This is a genomic window from Priestia megaterium (assembly GCF_009497655.1).
GTDB lineage: Bacteria > Bacillota > Bacilli > Bacillales > Bacillaceae_H > Priestia > Priestia zanthoxyli.
Map to the genome: position 1 here is coordinate 95,645 of NZ_CP023317.1, position 25,214 is coordinate 120,858.

Sequence of the window (25,214 nt, forward strand, 5' to 3'; positions counted from 1 at the left end):
CTTTTGTTGAATGCTACTAAGTAAGTAGGCAAAAGCGGGTACTTTCACGTTATGAGAGAAGAGTTGGGATTGTTTGTTGATCCAAACAGAGTGGAACCGCGTATATACGTCTCTGTGTCATTTGACATAGGGACGTTTTTTTATACAATCAATGAGTAGATAGAGGAATAGCGGAATTGGGGTGAGATGATGCTAAAGTTGTTAAAGGAAGACATTGAGGCCATATTTGAACAAGATCCTGCAGCAAGAAGTTATATTGAAGTGATATTAACCTATTCGGGGTTGCATGCTATTTGGGCACATAGATTCGCTCACGGGCTTTTTAAAAGAAAGTGGTTTTTTCTGGCACGTGTAATCTCACAAATTAGCCGATTCTTCACAGGGATTGAAATTCATCCGGGTGCGAAAATTGGCCGCCGCTTTTTTATTGATCACGGAATGGGAATTGTTATTGGGGAAACGTGCGAAATTGGAGATAATGTAACCGTATATCAAGGAGTAACACTCGGAGGAACAGGGAAAGAAAAAGGAAAGCGTCACCCGACGATTGAAGACAATGTCTTAATTGCAACAGGTGCTAAAGTGCTAGGGTCGATTACGATTCATGCGCACTCTAAAATTGGAGCAGGCTCAGTTGTGTTAAATGACGTCCCAGAAAACTCAACGGTTGTTGGTATCCCTGGCCGAGTCGTCATTCAAAATGGCGTCCGGATTCCAAAAGATTTGAATCATCAAGATTTGCCAGATCCAGATGCAGAGCGTTTCAAACAGCTAGAGAAAGAAATTTTACATCTGCAAAATCAATTAAAGGAATTAAAAGAAGGGAAGATCCATCATGGCAATTAAGCTATATAACACGTTAACACGTCAAAAAGAGACGTTTGTACCGTTAGAAGAAAACAAAGTTAAAATGTATGTGTGCGGGCCAACTGTATATAACTATATTCATATTGGAAATGCGCGTCCTGCGATTGTATTTGATACGGTGCGCCGCTATTTAGAATTTAGAGGCTACGACGTAGAGTATGTTTCAAACTTCACAGATGTGGATGATAAATTAATTAAGGCAGCAAAAGAGTTAGGAGAAGATGTTCCAACGATTGCAAACCGCTTTATCGATGCCTACTTTGAAGATACATCAGCCCTTGGGTGCAAGCATGCCGATGTGCATCCACGCGTAACTGAAAATATGGATATCATTATTGAGTTCATTGATGAACTGGTGAAAAAAGGCTATGCGTATGAGTCAGAGGGCGACGTATACTATCGTACGCGTAAATTTGAAGGATACGGAAAATTATCACATCAGTCCATTGATGAATTGCAATCCGGTGCTCGCATCGAAGTTGGAGAAAAGAAAGAAGATCCATTAGACTTTACTCTTTGGAAAGCAACCAAAGATGGAGAGATTGCATGGGATAGCCCTTGGGGTCAAGGAAGACCAGGCTGGCATATTGAATGCTCGGCGATGGCACGCAAGTATTTAGGTGATACAATTGATATCCACGCAGGCGGCCAGGATTTAGCTTTCCCTCATCACGAAAATGAAATTGCTCAATCAGAAGCGCTCACTGGGAAATCGTTTGCGAAATACTGGCTTCATAACGGATATATCAATATTGATAATGAAAAGATGTCTAAATCACTAGGGAATTTCGTGTTAGTTCATGACATTATTAAAAAGCATGATCCTTCTCTACTTCGATTCTTTATTTTATCTGTTCACTATCGTCACCCAATTAACTATAACGAAGAAATTTTAGAGAATACGCGCAAAGGGTTTGATCGTCTGCAAACAGCTTACGGCAACTTAACTCACCGTCTAGAGGCAGCAACAAATCTTCAAGAAGATGCTTCAGAATGGTTCGAAAAGCTAAAAGAGCTCCGCGAAACCTTTGTTGAAGAGATGGATGATGATTTTAATACGGCAAATGCCATTTCTGTTCTGTTCGAGCTAGCAAAGCAAGCTAACTTGTATTTATTAGAACAAACAACGTCTACAGATGTAATTGAAGCCTTTATTAAAGAGTTTAAAGAACTAGGTGCTGCAATAGGCATTGCGTTTGGAGAAGCTGAACTTCTAGACGAAGAAATTGATCAATTGATCCAAGATCGTATTCAAGCTCGTAAAGATCGTAATTTCCAATTAGCAGATCAAATTCGAGATGAATTAAAGGCTAAAAATATTATTTTAGAAGATACGGCGCAAGGAACAAGATGGAAAAGAGGATAATAGCGTTATGAGCAGCAGTAAATTAGATGTAAAACAGCTAAATAGCTTAGCTCTTGCTTATATGGGTGATGCGGTGTTTGATTTACATGTTCGCCGCCACCTGCTGGTGTTAGGGACAGTGCGCCCTAACCAGCTTCATAATAAAGCTAAAAAATATGTATCAGCAAAAGCACAAGCACAAATCGTATATTATTTTAAAAATGAAAACTTTTTTACTGAAGAAGAAGAAGGTGTACTGCGCCGAGGACGCAATGCAAAGTCTGGTACAGTCCCTAAAAACACAGATGTGCAAACGTATCGCTACAGTACAGCATTTGAAGCGGTCGTAGGCTATTTGTATCTTTTAGGTGAAGAAGAAAGAATGATGGAACTTATTACTAAAGCTATCTCTTTCGTCGATGAAGGAGAGGGAGGAATGAATCATGGAACATGAATTTATCATTGGACGTAATCCGGTCCTAGAAGCCCTAAAGTCTGGGCGTGACATTAACAAACTATGGATTGCCGAAGGATCGCAAGGCGGTTCTATGGGGCAAATCACGCAGTTAGCAAAACGTAATGGTGTATTGGTGCAGTTTGTACCGAAAAAGAAAATTGAGCAAATGGTAGACGGTATTCATCAAGGAGTAGCTGCACAAGTTGCTGCTTATCAGTATGCAGAGTTAGATGATTTATTTAACTTAGCGGAAAAACGTAATGAAAGTCCGTTTTTCCTTCTGTTAGATGAGCTCGAAGATCCCCATAATTTAGGTTCTATTATGCGAACAGCCGATGCCGTTGGCGCACACGGTATCATTATTCCAAAGCGCCGTTCAGTTGGATTAACGGCCACTGTAGCAAAGGCGTCTACAGGAGCGATTGAACATATTCCTGTAGCAAGGGTAACAAACCTATCAAGGACGATTGATGAATTAAAAGATCGAGGCGTATGGATTGTTGGAACGGATGCGAAAGAAAGTGACGATTACCGCAACTTAGATGGAGGTATGCCGCTTACGTTAGTGATTGGAAGTGAAGGAAAAGGCATGAGTCGTTTGATTCGTGAAAAATGCGACTTTCTTGTACAGCTTCCAATGGTTGGGCATGTTACATCGTTAAATGCATCTGTAGCAGCTAGTCTTCTCATGTATGAGGTTTACCGAAAACGCCATCCTCTAGGTGAATAAAAATGGATATTCTACTGGTGGATGGTTATAACATGATAGGTGCGTGGCCCGACCTAAGAAAGCTTAGAGATAATGATTTAGCGGGTGCTCGAGACCTGTTAATTGAAAAGATGGCAGAGTATCAAGCATATATGGGGTATCGTGTCATTATTGTCTTCGATGCTCATATGGTCGAAGGAATTGAAAAGAAGGCAAAAAATCATAAGGTTGACGTTGTATTTACACGAGAAAATGAAACAGCGGATGAGTACATTGAAAAGCTAGCTCAAGAGCTAAACAATGTAAAGACACAGATTCATGTTGCTACATCTGATTTTACGGAGCAGTGGGCAATCTTTGGACAAGGTGCGCTTAGAATTTCTGCTCGAGAATTATACAACGAAATTGAGCAAATTGAGAAACATATTAATCTTGATGTGAAGTCTATTCAAAATCAAAAGCCAGCGGCACGCATTCAACTTTCCAATCAAGTAGCCGAAATTTTCGAAAAATGGCGCCGGGGACAGCGGTGAGGTTATTGACGGTACGGAATTAGCTACTGTATAATATTTCTATCTACTGTGCGGTCGGGGGGATCGATATGGGCGATACTTATGGGAGAAAACTGCATGCTCATTTCGAACAACAAGAGGATGAAACAGTTGTCGATCTTGTGCATAAAGGCGATATTGACGCATTAGAGTATTTGATTCATAAATACAAAAACTTTGTGCGAGCAAAGGCGCGGTCGTATTTTTTAATTGGGGCAGACCGTGAAGATATTGTACAAGAAGGTATGATAGGGTTATACAAGGCAATTAGAGATTTTAGAGAAGATAAGCTAACTTCGTTTAAAGCTTTTGCTGAACTTTGCATTACCAGGCAAATTATTACCGCTATTAAAACCGCAACAAGGCAAAAACATATTCCATTAAACTCTTATGTATCATTGGACAAGCCAATATATGATGAAGAGTCCGACCGAACCTTAATGGATGTTATTTCGGGGACAAAAGTAGCAAATCCAGAAGAGCTGCTCATTAATCGAGAGAAGTTTGATGATATTGAATTAAAGATGGCTGAACTGTTAAGTGATCTTGAGCGAAAAGTTCTCGTTCTTTATTTAGATGGTCAATCTTATCAAGAGATTTCAGAAGAGTTAAACCGCCACGTCAAATCCATCGATAATGCACTTCAGCGTGTGAAGAGGAAATTAGAGCGCTACCTCGAGATTCGTGAAATCACAATGTAGCCTTCTATCCTCATATTGACATGCTAAGAAAGTCTGTGATACTTTTTTATAGACATTATCACTCTATAGGTGGTTGACATTATGCGTAAAAAAGTTGTACTTGCGTGTGTGCAATGTGCTAGTCGTAACTATACGACTATGAAAAACACACAGCAAAACGAAGAGCGTTTAGAAATGAAGAAGTTTTGCAAAACGTGTAACGCACATACGATTCATCGTGAAACAAAGTAGATCAATAATCTGCACAGACTAATACCCCTTTTAATTTATTGGAGGTTACAAACATGAACCGTGTAGGAAATTTCTTGCGTGATGTTGGGCGTGAGATGAAGAAGGTAAGTTGGCCTAAAAAAAATGAGCTAACTCGTTATACAATTACTGTTATTTCTACAGTTGTATTTATGACACTCTTTTTTGTAGTAGTTGATTACGGAATTTCGTCACTTATTCGTTTAATCCCTTGAATAAATTGACTTAAATCATGGTATAATAAAGCTAAATTATGTTTTTTTCAGAAAAGCCCGGAGACGGGTTTTTTAATTTGCTTTAAGAATGATTGTGCTAGGAGTCAACTATTTTCCTAGTGCGTTGTCTGTGCAATAGATTAGGACATCTTATTTTATAGTGAGCTGGGAGGGAAGGACGTATAGTCCTCAGAAATGGAGAAAAATTGGTATGTAGTCCATACTTATTCTGGATATGAAAATAAAGTAAAAACAAATTTAGAAAAGCGCGTAGAAACAATGGGTATGCAAGATAAAATTTTCCGCGTTGTTGTTCCTGAAGAAGAAGAAAGAGAAATTAAGAACAACAAAGAAAAGATTACAAAGAAAAAAGTATTCCCAGGGTACGTGTTAGTTGAAATCATCATGACAGATGATTCATGGTATGTAGTTCGTAATACACCTGGAGTTACGGGCTTTGTAGGTTCAGCAGGTTCTGGATCAAAGCCAACTGCTCTTCTACCAGAAGAAGTAGAAATGATCTTAAAACAAATGGGCATGGACGAGCAGCATGCTGACTTTGACTTTGAACTAAAAGAAACAGTATTGGTTCAAGAAGGTCCGTTTGCAAACTTCGAAGGTACCATTGAAGAAATCGATACAGATAAACGTAAAGTTAAGGTTCATGTCGATATGTTCGGAAGACAAACGCCAGTAGAGCTAGACTTTACACAAATTGAAAAAATATAATCTGTAAGACCTTGCAATTCATGAAGTTTAATGTTAATATTTCATAAGTCAGTATGTCTCAAAACTAGAGACTAAAACAACTATTTCTTTATTTTATATATAAAGAACATTGAGTGGGAGGGCATCGCCCTATTACCACATCACGGACTTAAGGAGGTGTGTCTCGTGGCTAAAAAAGTAATTAAACTTGTTAAGTTACAAATTCCTGCAGGTAAAGCAAATCCAGCGCCACCAGTTGGTCCTGCATTAGGTCAAGCCGGTGTTAACATCATGGGTTTCTGTAAGGAGTTTAACGCTCGCACAGCTGATCAAGCTGGTCTTATCATTCCTGTTGAAATCACGGTATTTGAAGACCGTTCATTTACATTTATTACGAAAACTCCACCTGCTGCTGTACTACTTAAGAAAGCGGCTGGTATTGAGTCTGGTTCTGGTGAACCAAACCGTAATAAAGTTGCAACAGTCAAGCGTGACAAAGTGCGTGAGATTGCTGAAACTAAAATGCCTGACTTAAACGCTGCTAGCGTTGAATCTGCAATGCGCATGGTAGAAGGTACAGCGCGCAGTATGGGAATCGTAGTTGAAGACTAATTCCATTTGATTGGGTGTTAGAAGGTTGCGAGAAATGGAAGTTTTCCTATGCTCGCAACCTTTATTAGTGGGAGGTTATTCCGTTAAAACCACATAAGGAGGAAACAAAAATGGCTAAAAAAGGTAAAAAGTACGTTGAAGCTGCTAAGCTTGTAGATCGTACACAGACTTATTCAGTACAAGAAGCGATTGAATTAGTAAAGAAAACAAACACAACTAAATTTGATGCAACTGTAGAAGTAGCATTCCGTTTAGGAGTTGACCCTAAGAAAGCTGACCAACAAATTCGTGGTGCAGTAGTACTACCAAACGGTACAGGTAAAACTCAACGTGTATTAGTATTCGCTAAAGGCGAAAAAGCTAAAGAAGCTGAAGCTGCAGGCGCTGACTACGTTGGCGATGCTGACTACATCAACAAAATCCAACAAGGTTGGTTCGAGTTCGATGTAATCGTAGCTACTCCAGACATGATGGGTGAAGTTGGTAAACTTGGTCGTGTATTAGGACCTAAAGGTTTAATGCCAAACCCTAAAACTGGTACAGTAACATTTGATGTTCAAAAAGCAGTTAACGAAATCAAAGCTGGTAAAGTAGAATACCGTGTTGATAAAGCTGGTAACATCCACGTGCCAATCGGTAAAGTATCTTTCGAAGAGAGCAAGTTAGTTGAAAACTTCACTACAATCTTCGAAACTATGGTAAAAGCTAAGCCGGCAGCAGCAAAAGGCACATACATGAAGAACGTAGCTGTTACTTCAACAATGGGCCCTGGTATCAAAGTTGATACTGCTTCATTCTCTGCTTAATAAATTTGGAAATAAATCGGTGTTGACTTTTTGAAAGTCCCTGATTATAATAGATAATGTTGTTAAAAAGAATAACATTTGTACCGTAGACAGTAGGTGCTGCAAAGCTTAATTTCCTACCGAGGTGTGTGAGATAAATTAGTGAAACGTTATGGTTCGCTTACTACACCTCCATGTCTTTATTGTCATGGAGGTTTTTTATTGCACCTTGTCTGAGTGTACGGAAGGAAATCTACAGGAGGTGTAAAGATGAGCAACGTAATTGAACAAAAGAAACAAGTCGTAGACGAAATTGCTGAAAAACTTCAAGCGAGTAACTCAATAGTTGTCGTTGACTACCGTGGTTTGAATGTTGCTGAAGTTACTGAACTTCGTAAGCAATTACGTGAAGCAGGCATTGAGTTCAAAGTTTACAAAAACACTTTAACTCGCCGTGCTGTAGAAAAACTTGAACTAACAGATCTTAATGATGCGTTAGTAGGTCCAAATGCAATCGCATTTGGTGGAGAAGATGTTGTTGCTCCAGCTAAAATTTTAAACAACTTCGCTAAAGAACACGAAGCGTTAGAAATCAAAGCTGGTGTAATTGAAGGTAATGTTGCATCTGTTGAAGAAATTAAAGCACTTGCAGAACTACCATCTCGCGAAGGCTTACTTTCTATGTTGCTTAGCGTGCTTCAAGCTCCAATTCGCAACCTTGCTCTTGCTACAAAAGCTGTGGCAGATCAAAAAGAAGAACAAGGTGCATAATCTAGTCTGTTATATATAACACAATCACAAGGAGGAAATTAACAATGACTCAAGAACAAATCATTGAAGCAGTTAAAAATATGACTGTTTTAGAACTTAACGATTTAGTAAAAGCAATCGAAGAAGAATTTGGCGTAACTGCTGCTGCTCCTGTAGCTGTAGCTGGCGGTGCTGCTGGTGAAGCTGCTGCTGAGAAAACTGAATTTGACCTAGTACTTGAAAGTGCTGGCGGACAAAAAATCAAAGTTATCAAAGTAGTACGTGAAATCACTGGTCTTGGCTTAAAAGAAGCTAAAGAAATCGTTGATAACGCTCCAAAAGCTCTTAAAGAAGGTATTTCTAAAGAAGAAGCTGAAGAAGCAAAAGCTAAACTTGAAGAAGTTGGCGCTTCTGTAGAAGTTAAGTAATTATTGCTTAACAACTGATATAAAAAAGCTCGCTTGTACAAGCGAGCTTTTTTGCTTCTGTCATCCTTTTCATTTATAGTAAAGAAGAACATATTGATTAGGAGGTTCTATTTTGACAGAACATTATTTTTCTAATACACCATCGTCTGCAAGTAATGAAGAGCGCTTTTCATTTGAATTGAGAGGAACCTCTTTTTCATTTACGAGTGACAGCGGTGTTTTTTCAAAAAAAGAGATCGATTTTGGATCGCGCCTGTTAATTGAAACGTTTCAAATGCCTGAGAGTCCCGGCCCGCTTCTGGATGTTGGGTGCGGATATGGCCCGATTGGGTTGGCTCTTGCAAAAGAGGATAGCCAAAGAAACGTTCATATGGTCGATGTTAATGAACGTGCATTAGCACTAGCTCAAAAAAATGCTGAAGTTAATTCAGTATCAAATGTTTCAATCTATCAAAGCTCTTGCTATGAAAATGTGAAGGAAACGAATTTTGCAGCTATTCTTAGTAATCCGCCGATCCGTGCGGGTAAAAAAGTTGTTCATGAAATTCTAGAAAAGTCATTAGATCACCTTGCTGACCAAGGAGAACTTTGGATTGTGATTCAGAAAAAGCAAGGAGCGCCATCTGCTCTTGCGAAATTAGAATCTCTATTTAATGAAGTAGAAGTAGTAGAAAAGAAAAAAGGGTATTATATCATATGTGCTAAAAAATGTTGACTAATATTTTTTAGTATGTTAGCATTATAAAATGCCAATATATAAATATTCCATATAAGCTCGGGTTATACATAAAATAAAAGGTATAATTTTGAATTATATGGGAAAAACTAATAAAATCAATAGTACGTTTTTATGAAATTGTGGTTTTCTATTTAAAGAGACCATTTTTCTTTTGTTCAATAATAAACATATGGTTTATTATATATTTTGAATAATAACGCTTGATTTGAGGGGTGAATCAGTTGACAGGTCAACTAGTTCAGTATGGACGCCACCGCCAACGCAGAAGTTATGCTCGTATTAGTGAAGTTTTAGAGTTACCGAACTTAATCGAGATTCAAACGGCTTCATACCAATGGTTTTTAGATGAAGGTTTACGAGAAATGTTCCAAGATATTTCTCCAATTGATGATTTTACAGGTAACTTATCACTAGAATTTATTGATTACAGCTTAGGTGAGCCAAAGTATTCAGTAGGAGAGTCTAAAGAACGTGATGTAACTTATGCAGCACCTCTTCGTGTTAAGGTGCGGTTAATTAATAAAGAAACAGGTGAAGTAAAAGACCAAGATGTGTTCATGGGAGATTTCCCATTGATGACCGAAACAGGTACCTTTGTAATTAATGGTGCTGAGCGTGTTATCGTATCACAGTTGGTTCGTTCACCAAGTGTTTACTATAGTGGAAAGCTTGATAAAAACGGTAAAAAAGGATATACAGCAACTGTTATCCCTAACCGTGGTGCATGGCTAGAATATGAAACTGATGCAAAAGATGTAGTATACGTGCGTATTGATCGTACTCGTAAACTGCCAGTAACAGTGCTGTTACGCGCGCTAGGTTTCGGTTCTGACCAAGAGATTATCGATTTAATCGGTGATAATGAATACATCCGTAATACGCTTGAAAAAGATAATACGGAAACAACGGAAAAAGCGCTATTAGAAATCTATGAGCGTTTACGTCCGGGTGAACCACCGACAGTTGAGAATGCGAAGTCTCTATTAGTATCTCGCTTCTTTGATCCAAAACGATATGACTTAGCGAACGTAGGTCGCTATAAAATTAATAAAAAGCTTCATATCAAACATCGCTTATTTAATCAAAAGCTAGCTGAAACATTAGTTGATCCTGAAACAGGTGAAATTATTGCAGAAAAAGGCGCAATGATTGATCGCCGTCTGCTAGATCGCTTGATTCCGATGCTTGAAGGTGGAGTAAACTTCAAAACTTATAGTCCGGTTGGTGGAGTAGTAGAAGACGATGTTACATTACAATCTATTAAGATTTATGCGCCAAATGATCCAGAAGGTGAAAAAGTCATCACTGTATCAGGCAACGCTTATGTAACAGAAGAAGTTAAAAATATCACACCTGCTGATATTTTAGCATCAATCAGTTACTTCTTTAACTTGCTTCATCAAGTAGGAGACACAGATGATATCGACCACTTAGGTAACCGTCGTCTGCGTTCTGTAGGTGAATTGTTACAAAACCAATTCCGTATCGGTTTATCTCGTATGGAACGTGTTGTTCGTGAAAGAATGTCAATTCAAGACACGAATACAATCACACCTCAACAATTAATTAATATTCGTCCAGTTATTGCGGCGATTAAAGAGTTCTTTGGAAGTTCTCAATTATCACAGTTCATGGATCAAACGAATCCATTAGGCGAATTGACGCACAAACGTCGTCTTTCAGCTCTAGGACCTGGTGGTTTAACGCGTGAACGCGCTGGTTTCGAAGTGCGTGACGTTCACTACTCCCACTATGGCCGTATGTGTCCGATTGAAACGCCAGAGGGTCCGAATATCGGGTTAATCAACTCACTTTCTTCATATGCAAAAGTAAACAAATTCGGTTTCATCGAAACACCTTACCGTCGTATCGATCCTGAAACAGGTAAAGTGACAGAGCGAATTGACTACTTAACAGCTGATGAAGAAGATAACTATGTTGTAGCCCAAGCGAACGCTCGTCTAGGTGATGATGGTTCATTCTTAGATGAAAATGTCGTTGCACGTTTCCGTGGAGAAAACACGGTTATCCGTCGCGATCGTTTAGACTATATGGATGTATCACCAAAACAAGTTGTATCTGCCGCTACAGCATGTATCCCATTCTTAGAGAACGATGACTCTAACCGTGCATTAATGGGTGCGAACATGCAACGTCAAGCAGTACCTTTATTAAATCCTGAAGCACCAATCGTAGGTACAGGTATGGAATATGTATCTGGTAAAGACTCTGGTGCAGCCGTGATTTGTAAATACCCTGGCGTTGTAGAGCGCGTAGAAGCAAAACAAATTTTTGTTCGCCGCTATGAAGAAGTAGACGGACAAAAAGTTAAAGGTAACTTAGATCAATACAAATTATTAAAATTCGTTCGTTCTAACCAAGGTACTTGTTACAACCAGCGTCCAATTGTTTCAGTTGGCGACGAAGTAGTAAAAGGTGAGATCTTAGCCGACGGTCCTTCAATGGAAAAAGGTGAGCTTGCTTTAGGACGAAACGTAATGGTTGGTTTCATGACATGGGATGGTTACAACTATGAGGATGCCATCATCATGAGTGAACGCCTTGTGAAAGACGATGTATATACGTCTGTTCATATTGAAGAATATGAATCTGAGTCTCGTGATACGAAACTTGGACCTGAAGAAATTACGCGTGACATTCCAAACGTAGGTGAAGATGCGCTTCGCAACTTAGATGAGCGTGGAATCATCCGCATTGGTGCAGAAGTAAAAGATGGAGATCTTTTAGTTGGTAAAGTAACGCCAAAAGGTGTAACAGAACTAACAGCTGAAGAACGTCTTCTACACGCTATTTTCGGTGAAAAAGCGCGTGAAGTTCGTGATACTTCTCTTCGTGTACCGCACGGCGGCGGTGGAATTATCCTTGATGTTAAAGTCTTCAACCGTGAAGATGGCGACGAATTACCACCAGGTGTAAACCAATTAGTCCGTGTATACATTGTTCAGAAGCGTAAAATTTCTGAAGGTGACAAAATGGCCGGTCGTCACGGTAACAAAGGTGTAATTTCACGTATTTTACCGGAAGAAGATATGCCTTACCTACCAGACGGTACGCCAATTGACATCATGTTAAACCCATTAGGGGTACCATCTCGTATGAACATCGGTCAGGTGCTAGAGCTTCATTTAGGTATGGCTGCTCGTAAGCTTGGCATTCACGTTGCGTCTCCAGTATTTGATGGTGCGCGTGAGGAAGATGTTTGGGCAACAATCGAAGAAGCTGGCATGTCTCGTGATGCTAAAACAGTTCTATATGATGGTCGAACAGGTGAACCATTCGATAACCGTGTATCAGTAGGAATCATGTACATGATCAAACTTGCTCACATGGTAGACGATAAACTTCACGCTCGTTCTACTGGACCATACTCACTTGTTACACAACAACCACTTGGTGGTAAAGCGCAGTTCGGTGGACAGCGTTTTGGTGAGATGGAAGTATGGGCACTTGAAGCATACGGTGCTGCTTATACATTACAAGAGATCTTAACAGTGAAATCAGACGACGTAGTAGGTCGTGTGAAAACATACGAAGCAATTGTTAAAGGTGAAAACATTCCAGAACCTGGCATACCTGAATCGTTCAAAGTATTAATCAAAGAACTACAAAGTTTAGGTATGGATGTGAAGATGCTTTCTGCTGACGAGCAAGAAATTGATATCATGGACTCAGAAGAGGACCATGAGCAACCAACAGAATCAATTATTGCAGATAACGAAGAAAGCCTTTCTGAAGGACAAAAAGATCCTGTCACAAAAGAGTAAGGAATTACTTTCATATAAACGTTAAGGGAAAAAACCTGTAGATTAAAAGGGAGGTAGGCTCCTTGCTAGATGTAAATAACTTTGAGTATATGAAAATCGGTCTAGCTTCGCCAGATAAAATTCGTTCTTGGTCGTACGGTGAGGTAAAAAAACCTGAAACGATCAACTATCGTACGTTAAAACCTGAAAAAGACGGCTTATTCTGTGAGCGTATTTTTGGTCCACAAAAGGACTGGGAATGTCACTGCGGAAAATATAAGCGCGTTCGTTATAAAGGTGTTGTATGTGATCGTTGTGGCGTAGAAGTTACGCGCGCAAAAGTTCGTCGTGAACGCATGGGTCACATCGAACTAGCTGCACCTGTTTCACATATTTGGTACTTCAAAGGTATTCCTAGCCGCATGGGACTTGTCTTAGACATGTCCCCTCGTGCGCTAGAGGAAATCATTTATTTTGCTTCTTATGTAGTAACAGATGCTGGTGATACACCACTTGAAAAGAAACAGCTTTTATCAGAGAAAGAATACCGTGCGTATCGTGAGAAGTACGGACAAACTTTCCATGCAGCAATGGGTGCTGAAGCTGTTAAAAAATTATTGCATGACATCGATCTTGATAAAGAAGTAGATGCTTTGAAAGAAGAATTGAAAACTGCTCAAGGTCAACGTCGTACACGTGCTATTAAACGTTTAGAGGTACTAGAGGCTTTCCGTCATTCTGGTAACGAACCTTCTTGGATGATTTTAGACGTTCTACCGGTTATTCCGCCAGAACTTCGTCCAATGGTTCAATTAGATGGTGGACGCTTTGCTACGTCTGATCTAAATGATTTATATCGCCGTGTAATTAACCGTAACAACCGCTTAAAGCGTTTATTAGACCTTGGAGCTCCTAGCATTATCGTTCAAAACGAAAAGCGTATGCTTCAAGAAGCTGTAGATGCATTAATCGATAATGGTCGTCGTGGCCGTCCGGTAACAGGACCAGGTAACCGTCCATTAAAATCTCTTTCTCACATGTTAAAAGGTAAGCAAGGTCGCTTCCGTCAAAACTTATTAGGTAAACGTGTTGACTACTCTGGCCGTTCGGTAATCGTTGTAGGTCCGAACTTAAAGATGTATCAATGTGGTCTTCCAAAAGAAATGGCGTTAGAGCTTTTCAAACCTTTCGTAATGAAAGAGCTTGTTGAACGCGGTTTAGCTCATAACATCAAGAGTGCAAAACGTAAAATTGAACGTGTGCAACCTGAAGTATGGGACGTATTAGAATCGGTTATTAAAGAGCATCCAGTTCTTTTAAACCGTGCACCAACGCTACACAGACTAGGTATTCAAGCATTTGAACCTACGCTTGTAGAAGGTCGCGCTATTCGTCTTCATCCGCTTGTATGTACAGCATATAACGCTGACTTTGACGGTGACCAAATGGCGGTTCACGTTCCATTATCTGCGGAAGCACAAGCAGAAGCACGTATCTTAATGCTTGCTGCTCAAAATATCTTGAACCCTAAAGATGGTAAACCAGTTGTTACACCTTCACAGGATATGGTATTAGGTAACTACTACTTAACGCTTGAGCGTGAAGAGGCAGTTGGAGAAGGTATGGTGTTCAAGGATACAAATGAAGCACTATTAGCGTACCAAAACGGTTATGTGCATCTTCATACACGTGTAGGTGTGTATGCAGGTTCTTTAAACAACGAAACGTTTACAGAAGCACAAAATCAACAGTTGCTTGTTACAACGGTTGGTAAATTAGTTTTCAACGAAATTTTACCAAAATCGTTCCCATACATTAACGAACCAACAAGAGAAAACTTAGAAGTGAAAACTCCTGAGAAGTACTTTGTTGAAAAAGGTGCAGATGTGAAGGAATTCATCAAGAATCAACCGGCTATCGCACCGTTTAAGAAAAAAATCTTAGGTAATATTATCGCTGAAGTATTTAAACGTTTCAAAATTACTGAGACTTCTAAAATGCTTGACCGTATGAAAGACCTAGGTTTCAAATATTCTACTAAAGCTGGTATTACAGTTGGTGTAGCTGATATCGTGGTTTTAGGAGAAAAAGAAGTTATCTTAACAGAAGCGCAAGCTAAAGTAGATAACGTACTAAAACAATTCCGTCGCGGTTTAATTACTGAAGATGAGCGTTATGAGCGTGTTATCTCTGTATGGAGTAGCGCGAAAGACGTTATCCAAGGTAAATTAATGGCGTCATTAGACAAACGCAACCCAATCTTCATGATGAGTGACTCTGGTGCCCGTGGTAACGCATCTAACTTCACTCAGCTTGCAGGTATGCGTGGACTAATGGCCAACCCGTCCGGTCGTATCATTGAGTTACCAATCAAATCTAGTTTCCGTGAAGGTTTAACAGTATTAGAGTACTTTATCTCTACCCATGGTGCACGTAAAGGTCTTGCCGATACGGCTCTTAAAACAGCTGACTCAGGTTACCTTACTCGTCGTCTGGTTGACGTGGCACAAGACGTTATCGTACGTGATGACGACTGTGGTACAGACCGCGGTATTCTGGCTGTTGCAATCAAAGAAGGAACAGAAGAAATTGAGAAACTTGATGAGCGTCTAATTGGACGTTATGCAAGAAAAACACTACTTCACCCAGGAACAAACGAAGTGTTAGTGAAAGAAAACGAACTAATTACAGAAGACCTAGCTGAAACAATTGTGGATGCTGGTGTTGAAGAAGTATGGATTCGTTCTGCATTTACATGTAACACTCGCCACGGTGTATGTAAAAAATGTTACGGTCGTAACCTTGCAACTGGTTCAGAAGTTGAAGTGGGTGAGGCAGTTGGTATCATCGCTGCTCAATCTATCGGTGAGCCAGGTACACAGTTAACGATGCGTACATTCCATACAGGTGGGGTTGCTGGAGACGATATCACTCAAGGTTTACCGCGTATCCAAGAGATCTTCGAAGCGCGTAACCCTAAAGGTCAAGCCGTTATTTCTGAAATTGAAGGTACAATTGCCGGCATTTCTGAAGGACGCGATCGTCAGCACGAAATTACTGTTCAAGGAGAGATTGAAACTCGTTCTTACACAGCTCCGTACAGTGCACGCCTGAAAGTTATTGAAGGACAGCGCATTGCACGTGGTCAAGAATTAACGGAAGGTTCAATTGATCCTAAAGAATTACTAAAAGTAAAAGACATCACGGCTGTACAAGAGTACTTGCTTCGTGAGGTGCAAAAAGTATACCGTATGCAAGGGGTAGAAATTGGAGATAAACACGTAGAGGTAATGGTTCGCCAAATGCTTCGTAAAGTGCGTGTAATGGATTCAGGAGATACAGATGTATTACCAGGTTCATTACTTGATATTCACCAATTCACTGATGCAAATGAAAAAGTATTACTTGAAGGCAATCGTCCAGCGACAGGCCGTCCTGTATTACTTGGTATTACAAAAGCATCTCTTGAAACTGATTCCTTCTTATCTGCTGCGTCATTCCAAGAAACAACGCGTGTTCTTACGGATGCTGCAATCAAAGGAAAACGTGATGAGTTGCTTGGACTTAAAGAGAATGTTATCATTGGTAAGCTAGTTCCGGCTGGTACAGGTATGACGAGATATCGTAATGCTGAACCGATCAAAAACCAAGCTGAAGAAACGGTAACAATCGACTAATTATAAAATCATTACTCTAGAATGGATGTTTTTAAAAAAAACTACGAAACGTTAGTTGACATCCATTCTAGGGAATGATACTATATCAAAGGTGCTCCTATAAACTACCTGTTACTTTGGAGGATATGATAATGTCTTATGAAAAAGTATTACAGGCTGATCATATTATTGTAGGAACAAAGCAGACGGTGAAAGCATTAAAAAAAGGTACAGTAAAGGAAGTCATCATTGCTGAAGACGCTGATTTTTATGTCACATCCATTGTGGCAAAAACGGCACAGCAAGAAAACGTTCCGTATACGTATGTCCCTTCTATGCGAAAGCTTGGTCAAGCTTGTAGGATAGAAGTTAACGCTGCAACTGTTGCAATTATTAGTTAACACGTTTTTGAACTTTTAGTTTCAAAGACTTTGTTTTTTGCTAAAAAATGAACCACCTGGATGTGTGGTCTTACAAAAGGCGAAAGGAGGAAAAATTAAATGCCTACTATTAACCAATTAATCCGTAATGGTCGTGTGAGTAAAGGTAAAAAATCTGACTCACCTGCTTTAAACAGAGGTTACAACAGCTTCAAGAAAGCTCAAACTAACCAATCTTCTCCACAAAAACGTGGTGTATGTACACGTGTGGGTACTATGACACCGAAGAAACCGAACTCGGCTCTTCGTAAATATGCTCGTGTACGTTTAACAAACGGTATCGAGGTAACAGCTTATATCCCAGGTATTGGTCACAACTTACAAGAACACAGCGTGGTACTTATCCGCGGTGGACGTGTAAAAGATTTACCAGGGGTACGTTACCATATCGTACGTGGTGCACTTGATACTGCTGGTGTGGATGGCCGTATGCAAGGTCGTTCTAAATATGGTACTAAGCGACCAAAAGCAGCTAAAAAATAATAGCTTAACAATTAATAGATAAACTTTTAAAAGTGAAAGGAGGAAGTAGAATGCCACGTAAGGGACCTGTTGCAAAAAGAGACGTATTACCAGATCCGATTTACAATTCTAAGCTTGTATCTCGCTTAATCAACAAAATGATGCTTGATGGAAAGCGCGGTAAGTCACAAGCTATTCTTTATAGAGCATTCGATTTAGTACAAGAGCGCAGTGGTAAAGAAGCTATGGAAGTATTCGACCAAGCTCTTAAAAACATCATGCCTGTACTAGAAGTTAGAGCACGCCGTGTAGGGGGTTCTAACTACCAAGTTCCTGTAGAAGTACGTCCAGAGCGTCGTACTACTTTAGGTCTTCGTTGGTTAGTAAACTATGCTCGTCTTCGTGGAGAAAAAACGATGGAAGAGCGTTTAGCTAACGAAATCCTTGACGCAGCTAACAACACTGGTGCTGCAGTTAAGAAACGTGAAGATACTCACAAAATGGCAGAAGCTAATAAAGCATTTGCTCATTACCGTTGGTAATCTTTTAACGAAACTTTTAAAAAAACAAATTATAATATGGAAGGAGAAATACCTAAGATGGCAAGAGAGTTCTCCTTAGAAAACACTCGTAATATTGGGATCATGGCTCACATTGATGCTGGTAAAACAACAACAACTGAGCGTGTTCTTTATTATACTGGCCGTATCCATAAAATTGGTGAAACTCATGAAGGAGCTTCACAAATGGACTGGATGGAGCAAGAGCAAGAACGTGGTATCACTATCACGTCTGCTGCGACAACTGCTTCTTGGAAAGGTCACCGCGTTAACATCATCGATACTCCTGGACACGTAGACTTCACTGTTGAAGTTGAGCGTTCATTACGTGTACTTGATGGCGCTGTGGCAGTTCTTGATGCTCAATCTGGTGTTGAGCCTCAAACAGAAACAGTATGGCGTCAAGCGACTACGTACGGTGTTCCCCGTGTCGTATTCGTTAACAAAATGGACAAAATTGGTGCTGACTTCTTGTACTCTGTAAAAACGATCCACGATCGTTTAGGTGCAAATGCTCACCCAATTCAGTTGCCAATCGGTGCTGAAGATGACTTCGAAGCAATCATTGACCTTGTGGAAATGAAAGCATACTTCTACGAAGATGACTTAGGTACTCGTTCAGAATCTCGTGAAATTCCTGAGGAATACAAAGAGCAAGCTGAAGAATACCGTGCAAGCCTAGTAGAAGCTGTTGCAGAACTTGACGAAGAATTAATGATGAAGTACTTAGACGAAGGCGAGCTTACAGTTGAAGAACTAAAAGCTGGTATCCGTAAAGGTACTTGTGACGTTGAATTCTACCCAGTTATCTGTGGTTCAGCATTCAAAAACAAAGGTGTACAATTAATGCTAGATGCGGTAATTGATTACCTACCATCTCCAGTTGATGTACCAGCAATCCAAGGTATCGTACCTGACACAGAAGAAGAAGTTACGCGTGAGTCTAGCGATAACGCTCCTTTCTCAGCATTAGCGTTCAAAGTTATGACGGACCCTTATGTTGGTAAATTAACGTTCTTCCGTGTGTACTCTGGTGTACTAAGCTCTGGTTCATACATCAAAAACTCTACAAAAGGTAAGCGTGAGCGTGTAGGTCGTATCCTACAAATGCATGCTAACTCTCGTGAAGAGATTTCTGAAGTATACGCTGGAGATATCGCGGCAGCTGTAGGATTAAAAGATACTTCTACTGGTGATACTCTATGTGACGAAAAGAGTCTTGTAATTCTTGAGTCTATGGAATTCCCAGAGCCAGTTATCTCTTTATCTGTTGAGCCAAAATCAAAAGCTGACCAAGATAAAATGACGACAGCTCTTCAAAAGTTACAAGAAGAAGATCCAACTTTCCGTGCGGAAACTAATACAGAGACTGGTCAAATCATCATCTCTGGTATGGGTGAGCTTCACCTTGATATCATCGTTGACCGTATGCGTCGCGAATTCAAAGTAGAAGCAAACGTTGGTGCTCCTCAAGTAGCTTACCGTGAAACTTTCCGCGCTGGTGCGAAAGTTGAAGGTAAATTCGCTCGTCAATCTGGTGGTCGTGGACAATTCGGTCACGTTTGGATTGAGTTCGAACCTAACGAAGAAGGAAAAGGCTTTGAATTTGAGAACAAAATCGTTGGTGGTGTAGTTCCACGTGAATACATCCCTGCAGTTCAAGCTGGTCTTGAAGATGCATTACAAAACGGTGTTCTTGCTGGTTATCCATTAATCGATATCAAAGCTGCTTTAGTTGATGGATCTTACCATGACGTTGACTCAAGTGAGATGGCGTTTAAAATTGCCGCTTCTATGGCTCTTAAAAACGCAGTATCAAAATGTAACCCAGCTATCCTTGAACCAATGATGAAGGTTGAAGTTGTTATCCCTGACGAATACTTAGGAGATATCATGGGTGACGTTACGTCTCGTCGTGGACGTGTAGAAGGTATGGAAGCACGCGGTAACGCTCAAGTTGTACGTGCATTCGTTCCACTTTCTGAAATGTTTGGTTATGCAACTGCATTACGTTCAAACACTCAAGGTCGCGGAACATATTCTATGCACTTCGATCACTACGAAGAAGTTCCTAAATCAATTTCAGAAGAAATTATTAAAAAAAATAAAGGTGAATAATTGATTTTCACTCTTTATTGAAGTATAACTACTTATGTACGCTGTGAAAGTGGAGCTCATTCCCTTTCACGGCCTCATAAAACATAAACTACATGAATTTTAAGGAGGATTTTCGAATGGCTAAGGAAAAATTCGACCGTTCAAAAACACATGCCAATATCGGTACAATTGGTCACGTTGACCATGGTAAAACAACTTTAACAGCTGCTATCACTACTGTTCTTGCTAAGAAAAGTGGTAAAGGTGCAGCAATGGCTTACGACATGATCGACGCTGCTCCAGAAGAGCGCGAGCGTGGAATCACAATCTCAACTGCACACGTTGAGTATGAAACTGACACTCGTCACTATGCACACGTTGACTGCCCAGGACATGCTGACTATGTTAAAAACATGATCACTGGTGCTGCTCAAATGGATGGCGGTATCTTAGTAGTATCTGCTGCTGATGGTCCAATGCCACAAACTCGTGAGCACATCCTTCTTTCTCGTCAAGTAGGTGTACCTTACCTAGTTGTATTCTTAAACAAATGTGACATGGTAGACGACGAAGAGCTACTTGAATTAGTAGAAATGGAAGTACGTGACCTTCTTTCTGAATACGACTTCCCTGGTGACGATGTACCAGTAATCAAAGGTTCTGCTCTTAAAGCTCTTGAAGGCGAAGCTGATTGGGAAGCTAAAATCATCGAGCTTATGGACGCTGTTGATGAGTACATCCCAACTCCAGAACGTGACACTGAAAAACCATTCATGATGCCAGTTGAGGACGTATTCTCAATCACTGGTCGTGGTACAGTTGCTACAGGTCGTGTAGAGCGTGGACAAGTTAAAGTTGGTGACGTTATCGACATCATCGGTTTAACTGAAGAGCCAAAATCTACTACTGTAACAGGTGTAGAAATGTTCCGTAAGCTTCTTGACTATGCTGAAGCTGGCGACAACATCGGTGCTTTACTTCGTGGTGTAGCACGTGAAGAAATCCAACGTGGACAAGTATTAGCTAAACCAGGCTCAATCACTCCACACACTAAATTTACTGCTGAAGTATACGTTCTTTCTAAAGACGAAGGTGGACGTCACACTCCATTCTTCACAAACTACCGTCCACAGTTCTACTTCCGTACAACTGATGTAACTGGTATTTGTAACTTACCTGAAGGCGTAGAAATGGTAATGCCTGGCGACAACATCGAAATGACTGTTGAACTTATCGCTCCAATCGCGATTGAAGAAGGTACTAAATTCTCAATCCGTGAAGGTGGACGTACAGTAGGCGCTGGCGTTGTAGCTAAAATCAGCGAGTAATTTCTCGTTTCAGTAAAGGGAGTAGGGTAACCTACTCCTTTTTTATTTGGTGATAAAAGGTAAAGATAGTTTTTACTATTACACTTGCAAAATGATCTCCTTTTATATATAATGAAAAAAGTGTGCGACACATAAAAAAGTTTTTTAACTTTATTGTTGCAATATGAACCCATTTTTAGTATAATAAAAATGTTGGTCTTTGACTGCGATGATGCGGAAGGTTGCCGACACACCCGGCCGCTTTGCCATGGCGAGTGTGGGGAAATTTCCGCGGAGAATGTCTATTGTAAAATAGGCGAAAAAGGAGGGAAAATAATGGCAAAAGAAAAAATTCGCATTCGTTTAAAAGCATATGATCACAGAATTCTTGATCAATCTGCTGAGAAAATCGTAGAAACTGCAAAACGTTCTGGTGCGGCTGTATCTGGTCCGATTCCATTACCGACTGAAAAATCAATTTATACAATTCTACGTGCAGTACACAAATATAAAGATTCTCGTGAGCAGTTCGAAATGCGCACGCATAAACGCTTAATTGATATCGTGAATCCAACACCACAAACTGTTGATTCATTAATGCGTTTAGACTTACCATCTGGTGTAGATATCGAAATTAAACTTTAATTTAAAATAAAGAATGAAAAGATACTTAGGAGGTGTGACTAATGGCCAAAGGAATCTTAGGAAGAAAGATCGGTATGACTCAAGTATTTGCTGAAAATGGTGACTTGATCCCAGTAACAGTAATTGAAGCTTCTGCTAACGTAGTTCTTCAAGTTAAAAACGCTGAGACAGACGGTTACGAAGCAATCCAATTAGGTTTCGAAGATATCCGTGAAAAACTATCTAACAAACCTGCAAAAGGACATGCTACTAAAGCTAATACTGCTCCTAAGCGCTTCATCCGTGAGTTACGCGGTGTGGACGCTTCAGCATATGAAGTTGGTCAAGAAGTCAAGGTTGATATTTTCGCAGAAGGCGATGTAATTGATGTAACAGGAATCTCAAAAGGTAAAGGTTTCCAAGGTGCTATTAAACGCCACGGACAATCTCGCGGACCTATGTCTCATGGTTCTCGCTACCACCGTCGCCCAGGTTCAATGGGTCCTGTAGCTCCAAACCGCGTATTTAAAGGTAAATTATTACCAGGACGCATGGGTGGAGAGCGCATCACTGTGCAAAACTTATCAATCGTTAAAGTTGACGCAGAACGCAATCTTTTATTAGTAAAAGGTAACGTGCCAGGAGCTAGAAAATCTCTAGTTACTGTTAAATCTGCAGTTAAATCTAAATAATAATTCTTCGAGAAAGGAGGAATAACCAATGCCAAAAGTAGCATTGTTTAACCAAAACGGTGAAAACGTTGGAGAGATCGAACTTCAAGATGCCGTTTTCGGTATCGAACCAAACAACAAAGTACTTTTCGACGCGATCGTAATGCAACGCGCATCTCAACGTCAAGGTACTTCTAAAGTTAAAAATCGTTCTGAAGTAAGAGGCGGTGGCCGTAAGCCATGGCGTCAAAAAGGTACTGGTCGTGCTCGTCAAGGATCTATCCGTTCTCCACAATGGCGTGGTGGTGGCGTAGTATTTGGTCCAGTTCCAAGAAGCTATAGCTACAAATTACCTAAAAAAGTTCGTCGTTTAGCAATTAAGTCTGCATTATCAACTAAAGCTCAAGATAACAGCATCGTTGTTCTTGAAGCTCTTTCTTTTGACGCTCCAAAAACAAAAGAAATGGTAGCAGTTCTTAAAAACCTAACAGTAGAACGCAAAGCATTAGTAGTAACTGCTGATCTTAACGAAAATGTTGCACTTTCAGCACGTAATATTCCTGGTGTAACAGTTGTTGCAGCTAATGGTTTAAGCGTATTAGACGTTATGAACCATGATAAGCTTGTAATCACTAAAGACGCAGTTGAAAAAGTAGAGGAGGTGCTTGCATAATGAAAGATCCTCGTGATATTATTAAGCGCCCCGTAATTACAGAACGTTCAACAGACTTAATGGCTGAGAAAAAATATACGTTTGATGTTGATGTAAAAGCTAATAAAACTGAGGTTAAAGATGCTATCGAAAAAATCTTTGACGTAAAAGTTGAAAAAGTAAACATCATGAACTACAAAGGTAAATTCAAGCGTGTAGGTCGCTACAGTGGTCTTACTAACCGTCGTCGTAAAGCGGTAGTAACACTAACTCAAGAGAGCAACGAAATCGAATTCTTCGAAGCTTAAGATTACTAGAGAAGGAGGGAAATTGAGATGGCGATTAAAAAGTATAAACCAACCTCAAATGGTCGTCGTGGTATGTCAGTTTCTGATTTCGCTGAAATTACTACTGACAAACCAGAAAAATCGTTACTTGCACCTGTCAAGAGAAAAGGTGGTCGTAACAACCAAGGTAAATTGACTGTTCGTCACCAAGGTGGTGGGCACAAGCGTCAATACCGTATCATCGATTTTAAACGCGATAAAGATGGAATACCTGGACGCGTTGCTACAATCGAATATGATCCAAACCGTTCAGCTAACATCGCATTAATTCATTATGCTGATGGTGAAAAACGTTACATCCTTGCTCCTAAAAACCTAAAAGTAGGTTTAGAAGTTATGTCAGGTCCTGAAGCTGACATTAAAGTAGGTAACGCGCTTCCTTTAGCTAACATCCCTGTTGGTACAGTAGTACACAACATCGAATTGAAACCTGGTAAAGGTGGACAATTAGTTCGTTCTGCAGGTACATCTGCTCAAGTACTTGGTAAAGAAGGTAAATACGTATTAGTACGTTTAACTTCTGGTGAAGTACGCATGATCCTTGCAACTTGTCGTGCAACTGTAGGTCAAGTTGGTAACGAACAACACGAGTTAATCAACATCGGTAAAGCCGGTCGTTCTCGTTGGTTAGGTATTCGTCCAACTGTACGTGGTTCTGTAATGAACCCTAACGATCACCCACACGGTGGTGGTGAAGGACGTTCTCCAATCGGACGTAAGTCTCCAATGAGTCCATGGGGTAAACCAACACTTGGTTACAAAACTCGTAAGAAGAAAAACAAATCCGATAAATTTATCGTTCGTCGTCGTAAAAAATAACGGGATTGAGCTACGGTTCAAACGAACCGTAGGACAATCACGAAGGGAGGTTCATTTATGGGTCGCAGCTTAAAGAAAGGACCTTTTGTAGATGACCATTTAATCAACAAAATTGAGAAGTTAAACGAAACTGACAGCAAGCAAGTAGTAAAAACTTGGTCTCGTCGTTCAACTATCTTCCCTCAGTTCATTGGTCATACAATTGCTGTATATGACGGTCGTAAACATGTACCAGTTTATGTTACTGAAGACATGGTAGGTCACAAACTTGGTGAATTCGCACCATCTCGTACTTACAAAGGTCACGCAAGTGATGATAAGAAAACAAGACGCTAATATGAGAGGAGGCTTTTAAATGCAAGCTAAAGCTGTCGCGAGAACAGTACGTATTGCTCCTCGTAAAGTTCGTTTAGTTGTAGATTTAATTCGAGGTAAGCAAGTGGGTGAAGCGCTAGCAGTGCTACTTCACACGCCAAAGGCTGCTTCTCCAGTCGTTGAGAAAGTATTAAAATCTGCTATTGCCAATGCAGAACACAATTATGAAATGGACGCTAACAATTTAGTTATTACTGACGCTTTTGTTAACGAAGGTCCAACTTTAAAACGTTTCCGTCCACGCGCTATGGGACGTGCAAGCCAAATTAACAAGCGCACAAGCCACATCACAATCGTGGTATCAGAAAAGAAGGAGGGATAATT

Annotated in this window: 28 protein-coding genes and 2 other annotated features (1 of these 30 cut by a window edge); all 28 genes read left to right on the forward strand. The window is 40.2% G+C overall.

Going from position 1 to position 25,214, the window contains the following annotated elements; translation table 11 throughout:
* Positions 1-117: a binding site (T-box leader), on the forward strand; it begins 107 nt to the left of the window's first position.
* A gap of 72 nt (positions 118-189) precedes the next feature.
* Positions 190-846, forward strand: a complete 657-nt coding sequence (gene cysE, locus CEQ83_RS00480) for a serine O-acetyltransferase (protein ID WP_025753192.1) — start codon at positions 190-192, stop codon at positions 844-846.
* Complete coding sequence (cysS, locus tag CEQ83_RS00485; protein WP_155016965.1) at positions 836-2,233, forward strand: cysteine--tRNA ligase; 1,398 nt, start codon at positions 836-838, stop codon at positions 2,231-2,233. The genes cysE and cysS overlap by 11 nt, the downstream gene beginning before the upstream one ends.
* Before the next feature lie 7 nt (positions 2,234-2,240).
* On the forward strand, positions 2,241-2,666 hold the full coding sequence (locus tag CEQ83_RS00490) for a Mini-ribonuclease 3 (RefSeq protein ID WP_013054907.1): 426 nt from the start codon (positions 2,241-2,243) through the stop codon (positions 2,664-2,666).
* Positions 2,656-3,399: a 23S rRNA (guanosine(2251)-2'-O)-methyltransferase RlmB gene (gene rlmB, locus CEQ83_RS00495; RefSeq protein WP_014462034.1), complete on the forward strand. Its 744-nt coding sequence runs from the start codon at positions 2,656-2,658 to the stop codon at positions 3,397-3,399. Before CEQ83_RS00490 ends, rlmB begins: the two co-directional genes overlap by 11 nt.
* A gap of 2 nt (positions 3,400-3,401) precedes the next feature.
* Complete coding sequence (locus CEQ83_RS00500; RefSeq protein WP_013081364.1) at positions 3,402-3,911, forward strand: NYN domain-containing protein; 510 nt, start codon at positions 3,402-3,404, stop codon at positions 3,909-3,911.
* A 68-nt stretch (positions 3,912-3,979) separates the two neighbouring features.
* Positions 3,980-4,630, forward strand: coding sequence for an RNA polymerase sporulation sigma factor SigH (gene sigH / locus CEQ83_RS00505; RefSeq protein ID WP_028412660.1), 651 nt, complete (start codon positions 3,980-3,982; stop codon positions 4,628-4,630).
* An 81-nt stretch (positions 4,631-4,711) separates the two neighbouring features.
* On the forward strand, positions 4,712-4,861 hold the full coding sequence (gene rpmG / locus CEQ83_RS00510) for a 50S ribosomal protein L33 (protein ID WP_013081365.1): 150 nt from the start codon (positions 4,712-4,714) through the stop codon (positions 4,859-4,861).
* Between the two features lie 53 nt (positions 4,862-4,914).
* Positions 4,915-5,094, forward strand: a complete 180-nt coding sequence (gene secE, locus CEQ83_RS00515; RefSeq protein WP_013054912.1) for a preprotein translocase subunit SecE — start codon at positions 4,915-4,917, stop codon at positions 5,092-5,094.
* A 195-nt stretch (positions 5,095-5,289) separates the two neighbouring features.
* Entirely contained in the window at positions 5,290-5,823 is a 534-nt protein-coding gene (gene nusG, locus CEQ83_RS00520; RefSeq protein ID WP_014462032.1) for a transcription termination/antitermination protein NusG, read from the forward strand.
* Positions 5,824-5,988: 165 nt separating this feature from the next.
* Positions 5,989-6,414 (forward strand): 50S ribosomal protein L11, encoded by a 426-nt coding sequence (rplK, locus tag CEQ83_RS00525; protein ID WP_013054914.1) that lies wholly within the window; start codon positions 5,989-5,991, stop codon positions 6,412-6,414.
* 110 nt (positions 6,415-6,524) lie between these two features.
* A complete protein-coding gene (gene rplA / locus CEQ83_RS00530) occupies positions 6,525-7,220 on the forward strand; it encodes a 50S ribosomal protein L1 (RefSeq protein ID WP_013054915.1) in 696 nt (231 codons plus the stop codon).
* Positions 7,221-7,285: 65 nt separating this feature from the next.
* Positions 7,286-7,429: a sequence feature (ribosomal protein L10 leader region), on the forward strand.
* Positions 7,430-7,469: 40 nt separating this feature from the next.
* Positions 7,470-7,970, forward strand: coding sequence for a 50S ribosomal protein L10 (gene rplJ, locus CEQ83_RS00535; RefSeq protein ID WP_013054916.1), 501 nt, complete (start codon positions 7,470-7,472; stop codon positions 7,968-7,970).
* Positions 7,971-8,014: 44 nt separating this feature from the next.
* Positions 8,015-8,377, forward strand: a complete 363-nt coding sequence (rplL, locus tag CEQ83_RS00540) for a 50S ribosomal protein L7/L12 (RefSeq protein WP_013054917.1) — start codon at positions 8,015-8,017, stop codon at positions 8,375-8,377.
* A gap of 112 nt (positions 8,378-8,489) precedes the next feature.
* Positions 8,490-9,092, forward strand: a complete 603-nt coding sequence (locus CEQ83_RS00545; protein WP_034263652.1) for a class I SAM-dependent methyltransferase — start codon at positions 8,490-8,492, stop codon at positions 9,090-9,092.
* 245 nt (positions 9,093-9,337) lie between these two features.
* The gene (gene rpoB / locus CEQ83_RS00550; RefSeq protein ID WP_028412662.1) at positions 9,338-12,901 is read left to right on the forward strand and encodes a DNA-directed RNA polymerase subunit beta; all 3,564 of its coding nucleotides are present in this window, start codon (positions 9,338-9,340) and stop codon (positions 12,899-12,901) included.
* A gap of 62 nt (positions 12,902-12,963) precedes the next feature.
* On the forward strand, positions 12,964-16,557 hold the full coding sequence (rpoC, locus tag CEQ83_RS00555) for a DNA-directed RNA polymerase subunit beta' (protein WP_013081369.1): 3,594 nt from the start codon (positions 12,964-12,966) through the stop codon (positions 16,555-16,557).
* Between the two features lie 131 nt (positions 16,558-16,688).
* Positions 16,689-16,937, forward strand: coding sequence for a 50S ribosomal protein L7ae-like protein (locus CEQ83_RS00560; RefSeq protein WP_013054921.1), 249 nt, complete (start codon positions 16,689-16,691; stop codon positions 16,935-16,937).
* Positions 16,938-17,036: 99 nt separating this feature from the next.
* The gene (rpsL, locus tag CEQ83_RS00565) at positions 17,037-17,459 is read left to right on the forward strand and encodes a 30S ribosomal protein S12 (protein ID WP_013054922.1); all 423 of its coding nucleotides are present in this window, start codon (positions 17,037-17,039) and stop codon (positions 17,457-17,459) included.
* A gap of 50 nt (positions 17,460-17,509) precedes the next feature.
* On the forward strand, positions 17,510-17,980 hold the full coding sequence (gene rpsG / locus CEQ83_RS00570; protein WP_013054923.1) for a 30S ribosomal protein S7: 471 nt from the start codon (positions 17,510-17,512) through the stop codon (positions 17,978-17,980).
* Positions 17,981-18,037: 57 nt separating this feature from the next.
* Positions 18,038-20,116 carry an elongation factor G gene (fusA, locus tag CEQ83_RS00575; RefSeq protein ID WP_028412663.1) on the forward strand — a complete coding sequence of 693 codons (2,079 nt, stop codon included), beginning with the start codon at positions 18,038-18,040 and terminating at the stop codon, positions 20,114-20,116.
* 116 nt (positions 20,117-20,232) lie between these two features.
* Positions 20,233-21,423: an elongation factor Tu gene (gene tuf / locus CEQ83_RS00580; protein ID WP_013081371.1), complete on the forward strand. Its 1,191-nt coding sequence runs from the start codon at positions 20,233-20,235 to the stop codon at positions 21,421-21,423.
* 315 nt (positions 21,424-21,738) lie between these two features.
* On the forward strand, positions 21,739-22,047 hold the full coding sequence (rpsJ, locus tag CEQ83_RS00585; RefSeq protein WP_013054926.1) for a 30S ribosomal protein S10: 309 nt from the start codon (positions 21,739-21,741) through the stop codon (positions 22,045-22,047).
* Between the two features lie 41 nt (positions 22,048-22,088).
* On the forward strand, positions 22,089-22,718 hold the full coding sequence (gene rplC, locus CEQ83_RS00590; RefSeq protein WP_013054927.1) for a 50S ribosomal protein L3: 630 nt from the start codon (positions 22,089-22,091) through the stop codon (positions 22,716-22,718).
* A 28-nt stretch (positions 22,719-22,746) separates the two neighbouring features.
* Positions 22,747-23,370 (forward strand): 50S ribosomal protein L4, encoded by a 624-nt coding sequence (gene rplD, locus CEQ83_RS00595; RefSeq protein WP_013081372.1) that lies wholly within the window; start codon positions 22,747-22,749, stop codon positions 23,368-23,370.
* The gene (gene rplW / locus CEQ83_RS00600; protein WP_028412664.1) at positions 23,370-23,657 is read left to right on the forward strand and encodes a 50S ribosomal protein L23; all 288 of its coding nucleotides are present in this window, start codon (positions 23,370-23,372) and stop codon (positions 23,655-23,657) included. The genes rplD and rplW overlap by 1 nt, the downstream gene beginning before the upstream one ends.
* Positions 23,658-23,684: 27 nt before the next feature.
* Entirely contained in the window at positions 23,685-24,515 is an 831-nt protein-coding gene (gene rplB / locus CEQ83_RS00605; RefSeq protein ID WP_013081374.1) for a 50S ribosomal protein L2, read from the forward strand.
* A gap of 57 nt (positions 24,516-24,572) precedes the next feature.
* Entirely contained in the window at positions 24,573-24,851 is a 279-nt protein-coding gene (gene rpsS / locus CEQ83_RS00610; RefSeq protein ID WP_013054931.1) for a 30S ribosomal protein S19, read from the forward strand.
* Positions 24,852-24,870: 19 nt separating this feature from the next.
* On the forward strand, positions 24,871-25,212 hold the full coding sequence (rplV, locus tag CEQ83_RS00615) for a 50S ribosomal protein L22 (RefSeq protein WP_013054932.1): 342 nt from the start codon (positions 24,871-24,873) through the stop codon (positions 25,210-25,212).
* Positions 25,213-25,214 lie beyond the last annotated feature (2 nt).

Excerpts from the sequence above, each read along its gene's own strand:
- rpsL (WP_013054922.1), top strand. The coding sequence starts at position 17,037 with ATGCCTACTATTAACCAATTAATCCGTAATGGTCGTGTGAGTAAAGGT.
- rlmB (WP_014462034.1), top strand. The coding sequence starts at position 2,656 with ATGGAACATGAATTTATCATTGGACGTAATCCGGTCCTAGAAGCCCTA.
- rplJ (WP_013054916.1), top strand. The coding sequence starts at position 7,470 with ATGAGCAACGTAATTGAACAAAAGAAACAAGTCGTAGACGAAATTGCT.
- CEQ83_RS00490 (WP_013054907.1), top strand. The coding sequence starts at position 2,241 with ATGAGCAGCAGTAAATTAGATGTAAAACAGCTAAATAGCTTAGCTCTT.
- rpsS (WP_013054931.1), top strand. The coding sequence starts at position 24,573 with ATGGGTCGCAGCTTAAAGAAAGGACCTTTTGTAGATGACCATTTAATC.
- sigH (WP_028412660.1), top strand. The coding sequence starts at position 3,980 with ATGGGCGATACTTATGGGAGAAAACTGCATGCTCATTTCGAACAACAA.
- cysE (WP_025753192.1), top strand. The coding sequence starts at position 190 with ATGCTAAAGTTGTTAAAGGAAGACATTGAGGCCATATTTGAACAAGAT.
- tuf (WP_013081371.1), top strand. The coding sequence starts at position 20,233 with ATGGCTAAGGAAAAATTCGACCGTTCAAAAACACATGCCAATATCGGT.
- rplD (WP_013081372.1), top strand. The coding sequence starts at position 22,747 with ATGCCAAAAGTAGCATTGTTTAACCAAAACGGTGAAAACGTTGGAGAG.
- secE (WP_013054912.1), top strand. The coding sequence starts at position 4,915 with ATGAACCGTGTAGGAAATTTCTTGCGTGATGTTGGGCGTGAGATGAAG.
- rplA (WP_013054915.1), top strand. The coding sequence starts at position 6,525 with ATGGCTAAAAAAGGTAAAAAGTACGTTGAAGCTGCTAAGCTTGTAGAT.
- rplW (WP_028412664.1), top strand. The coding sequence starts at position 23,370 with ATGAAAGATCCTCGTGATATTATTAAGCGCCCCGTAATTACAGAACGT.
- rplB (WP_013081374.1), top strand. The coding sequence starts at position 23,685 with ATGGCGATTAAAAAGTATAAACCAACCTCAAATGGTCGTCGTGGTATG.
- rplL (WP_013054917.1), top strand. The coding sequence starts at position 8,015 with ATGACTCAAGAACAAATCATTGAAGCAGTTAAAAATATGACTGTTTTA.
- fusA (WP_028412663.1), top strand. The coding sequence starts at position 18,038 with ATGGCAAGAGAGTTCTCCTTAGAAAACACTCGTAATATTGGGATCATG.
- rpsG (WP_013054923.1), top strand. The coding sequence starts at position 17,510 with ATGCCACGTAAGGGACCTGTTGCAAAAAGAGACGTATTACCAGATCCG.
- CEQ83_RS00560 (WP_013054921.1), top strand. The coding sequence starts at position 16,689 with ATGTCTTATGAAAAAGTATTACAGGCTGATCATATTATTGTAGGAACA.
- rpmG (WP_013081365.1), top strand. The coding sequence starts at position 4,712 with ATGCGTAAAAAAGTTGTACTTGCGTGTGTGCAATGTGCTAGTCGTAAC.
- CEQ83_RS00500 (WP_013081364.1), top strand. The coding sequence starts at position 3,402 with ATGGATATTCTACTGGTGGATGGTTATAACATGATAGGTGCGTGGCCC.
- rplC (WP_013054927.1), top strand. The coding sequence starts at position 22,089 with ATGGCCAAAGGAATCTTAGGAAGAAAGATCGGTATGACTCAAGTATTT.
- rplV (WP_013054932.1), top strand. The coding sequence starts at position 24,871 with ATGCAAGCTAAAGCTGTCGCGAGAACAGTACGTATTGCTCCTCGTAAA.
- nusG (WP_014462032.1), top strand. The coding sequence starts at position 5,290 with ATGGAGAAAAATTGGTATGTAGTCCATACTTATTCTGGATATGAAAAT.
- cysS (WP_155016965.1), top strand. The coding sequence starts at position 836 with ATGGCAATTAAGCTATATAACACGTTAACACGTCAAAAAGAGACGTTT.
- rpsJ (WP_013054926.1), top strand. The coding sequence starts at position 21,739 with ATGGCAAAAGAAAAAATTCGCATTCGTTTAAAAGCATATGATCACAGA.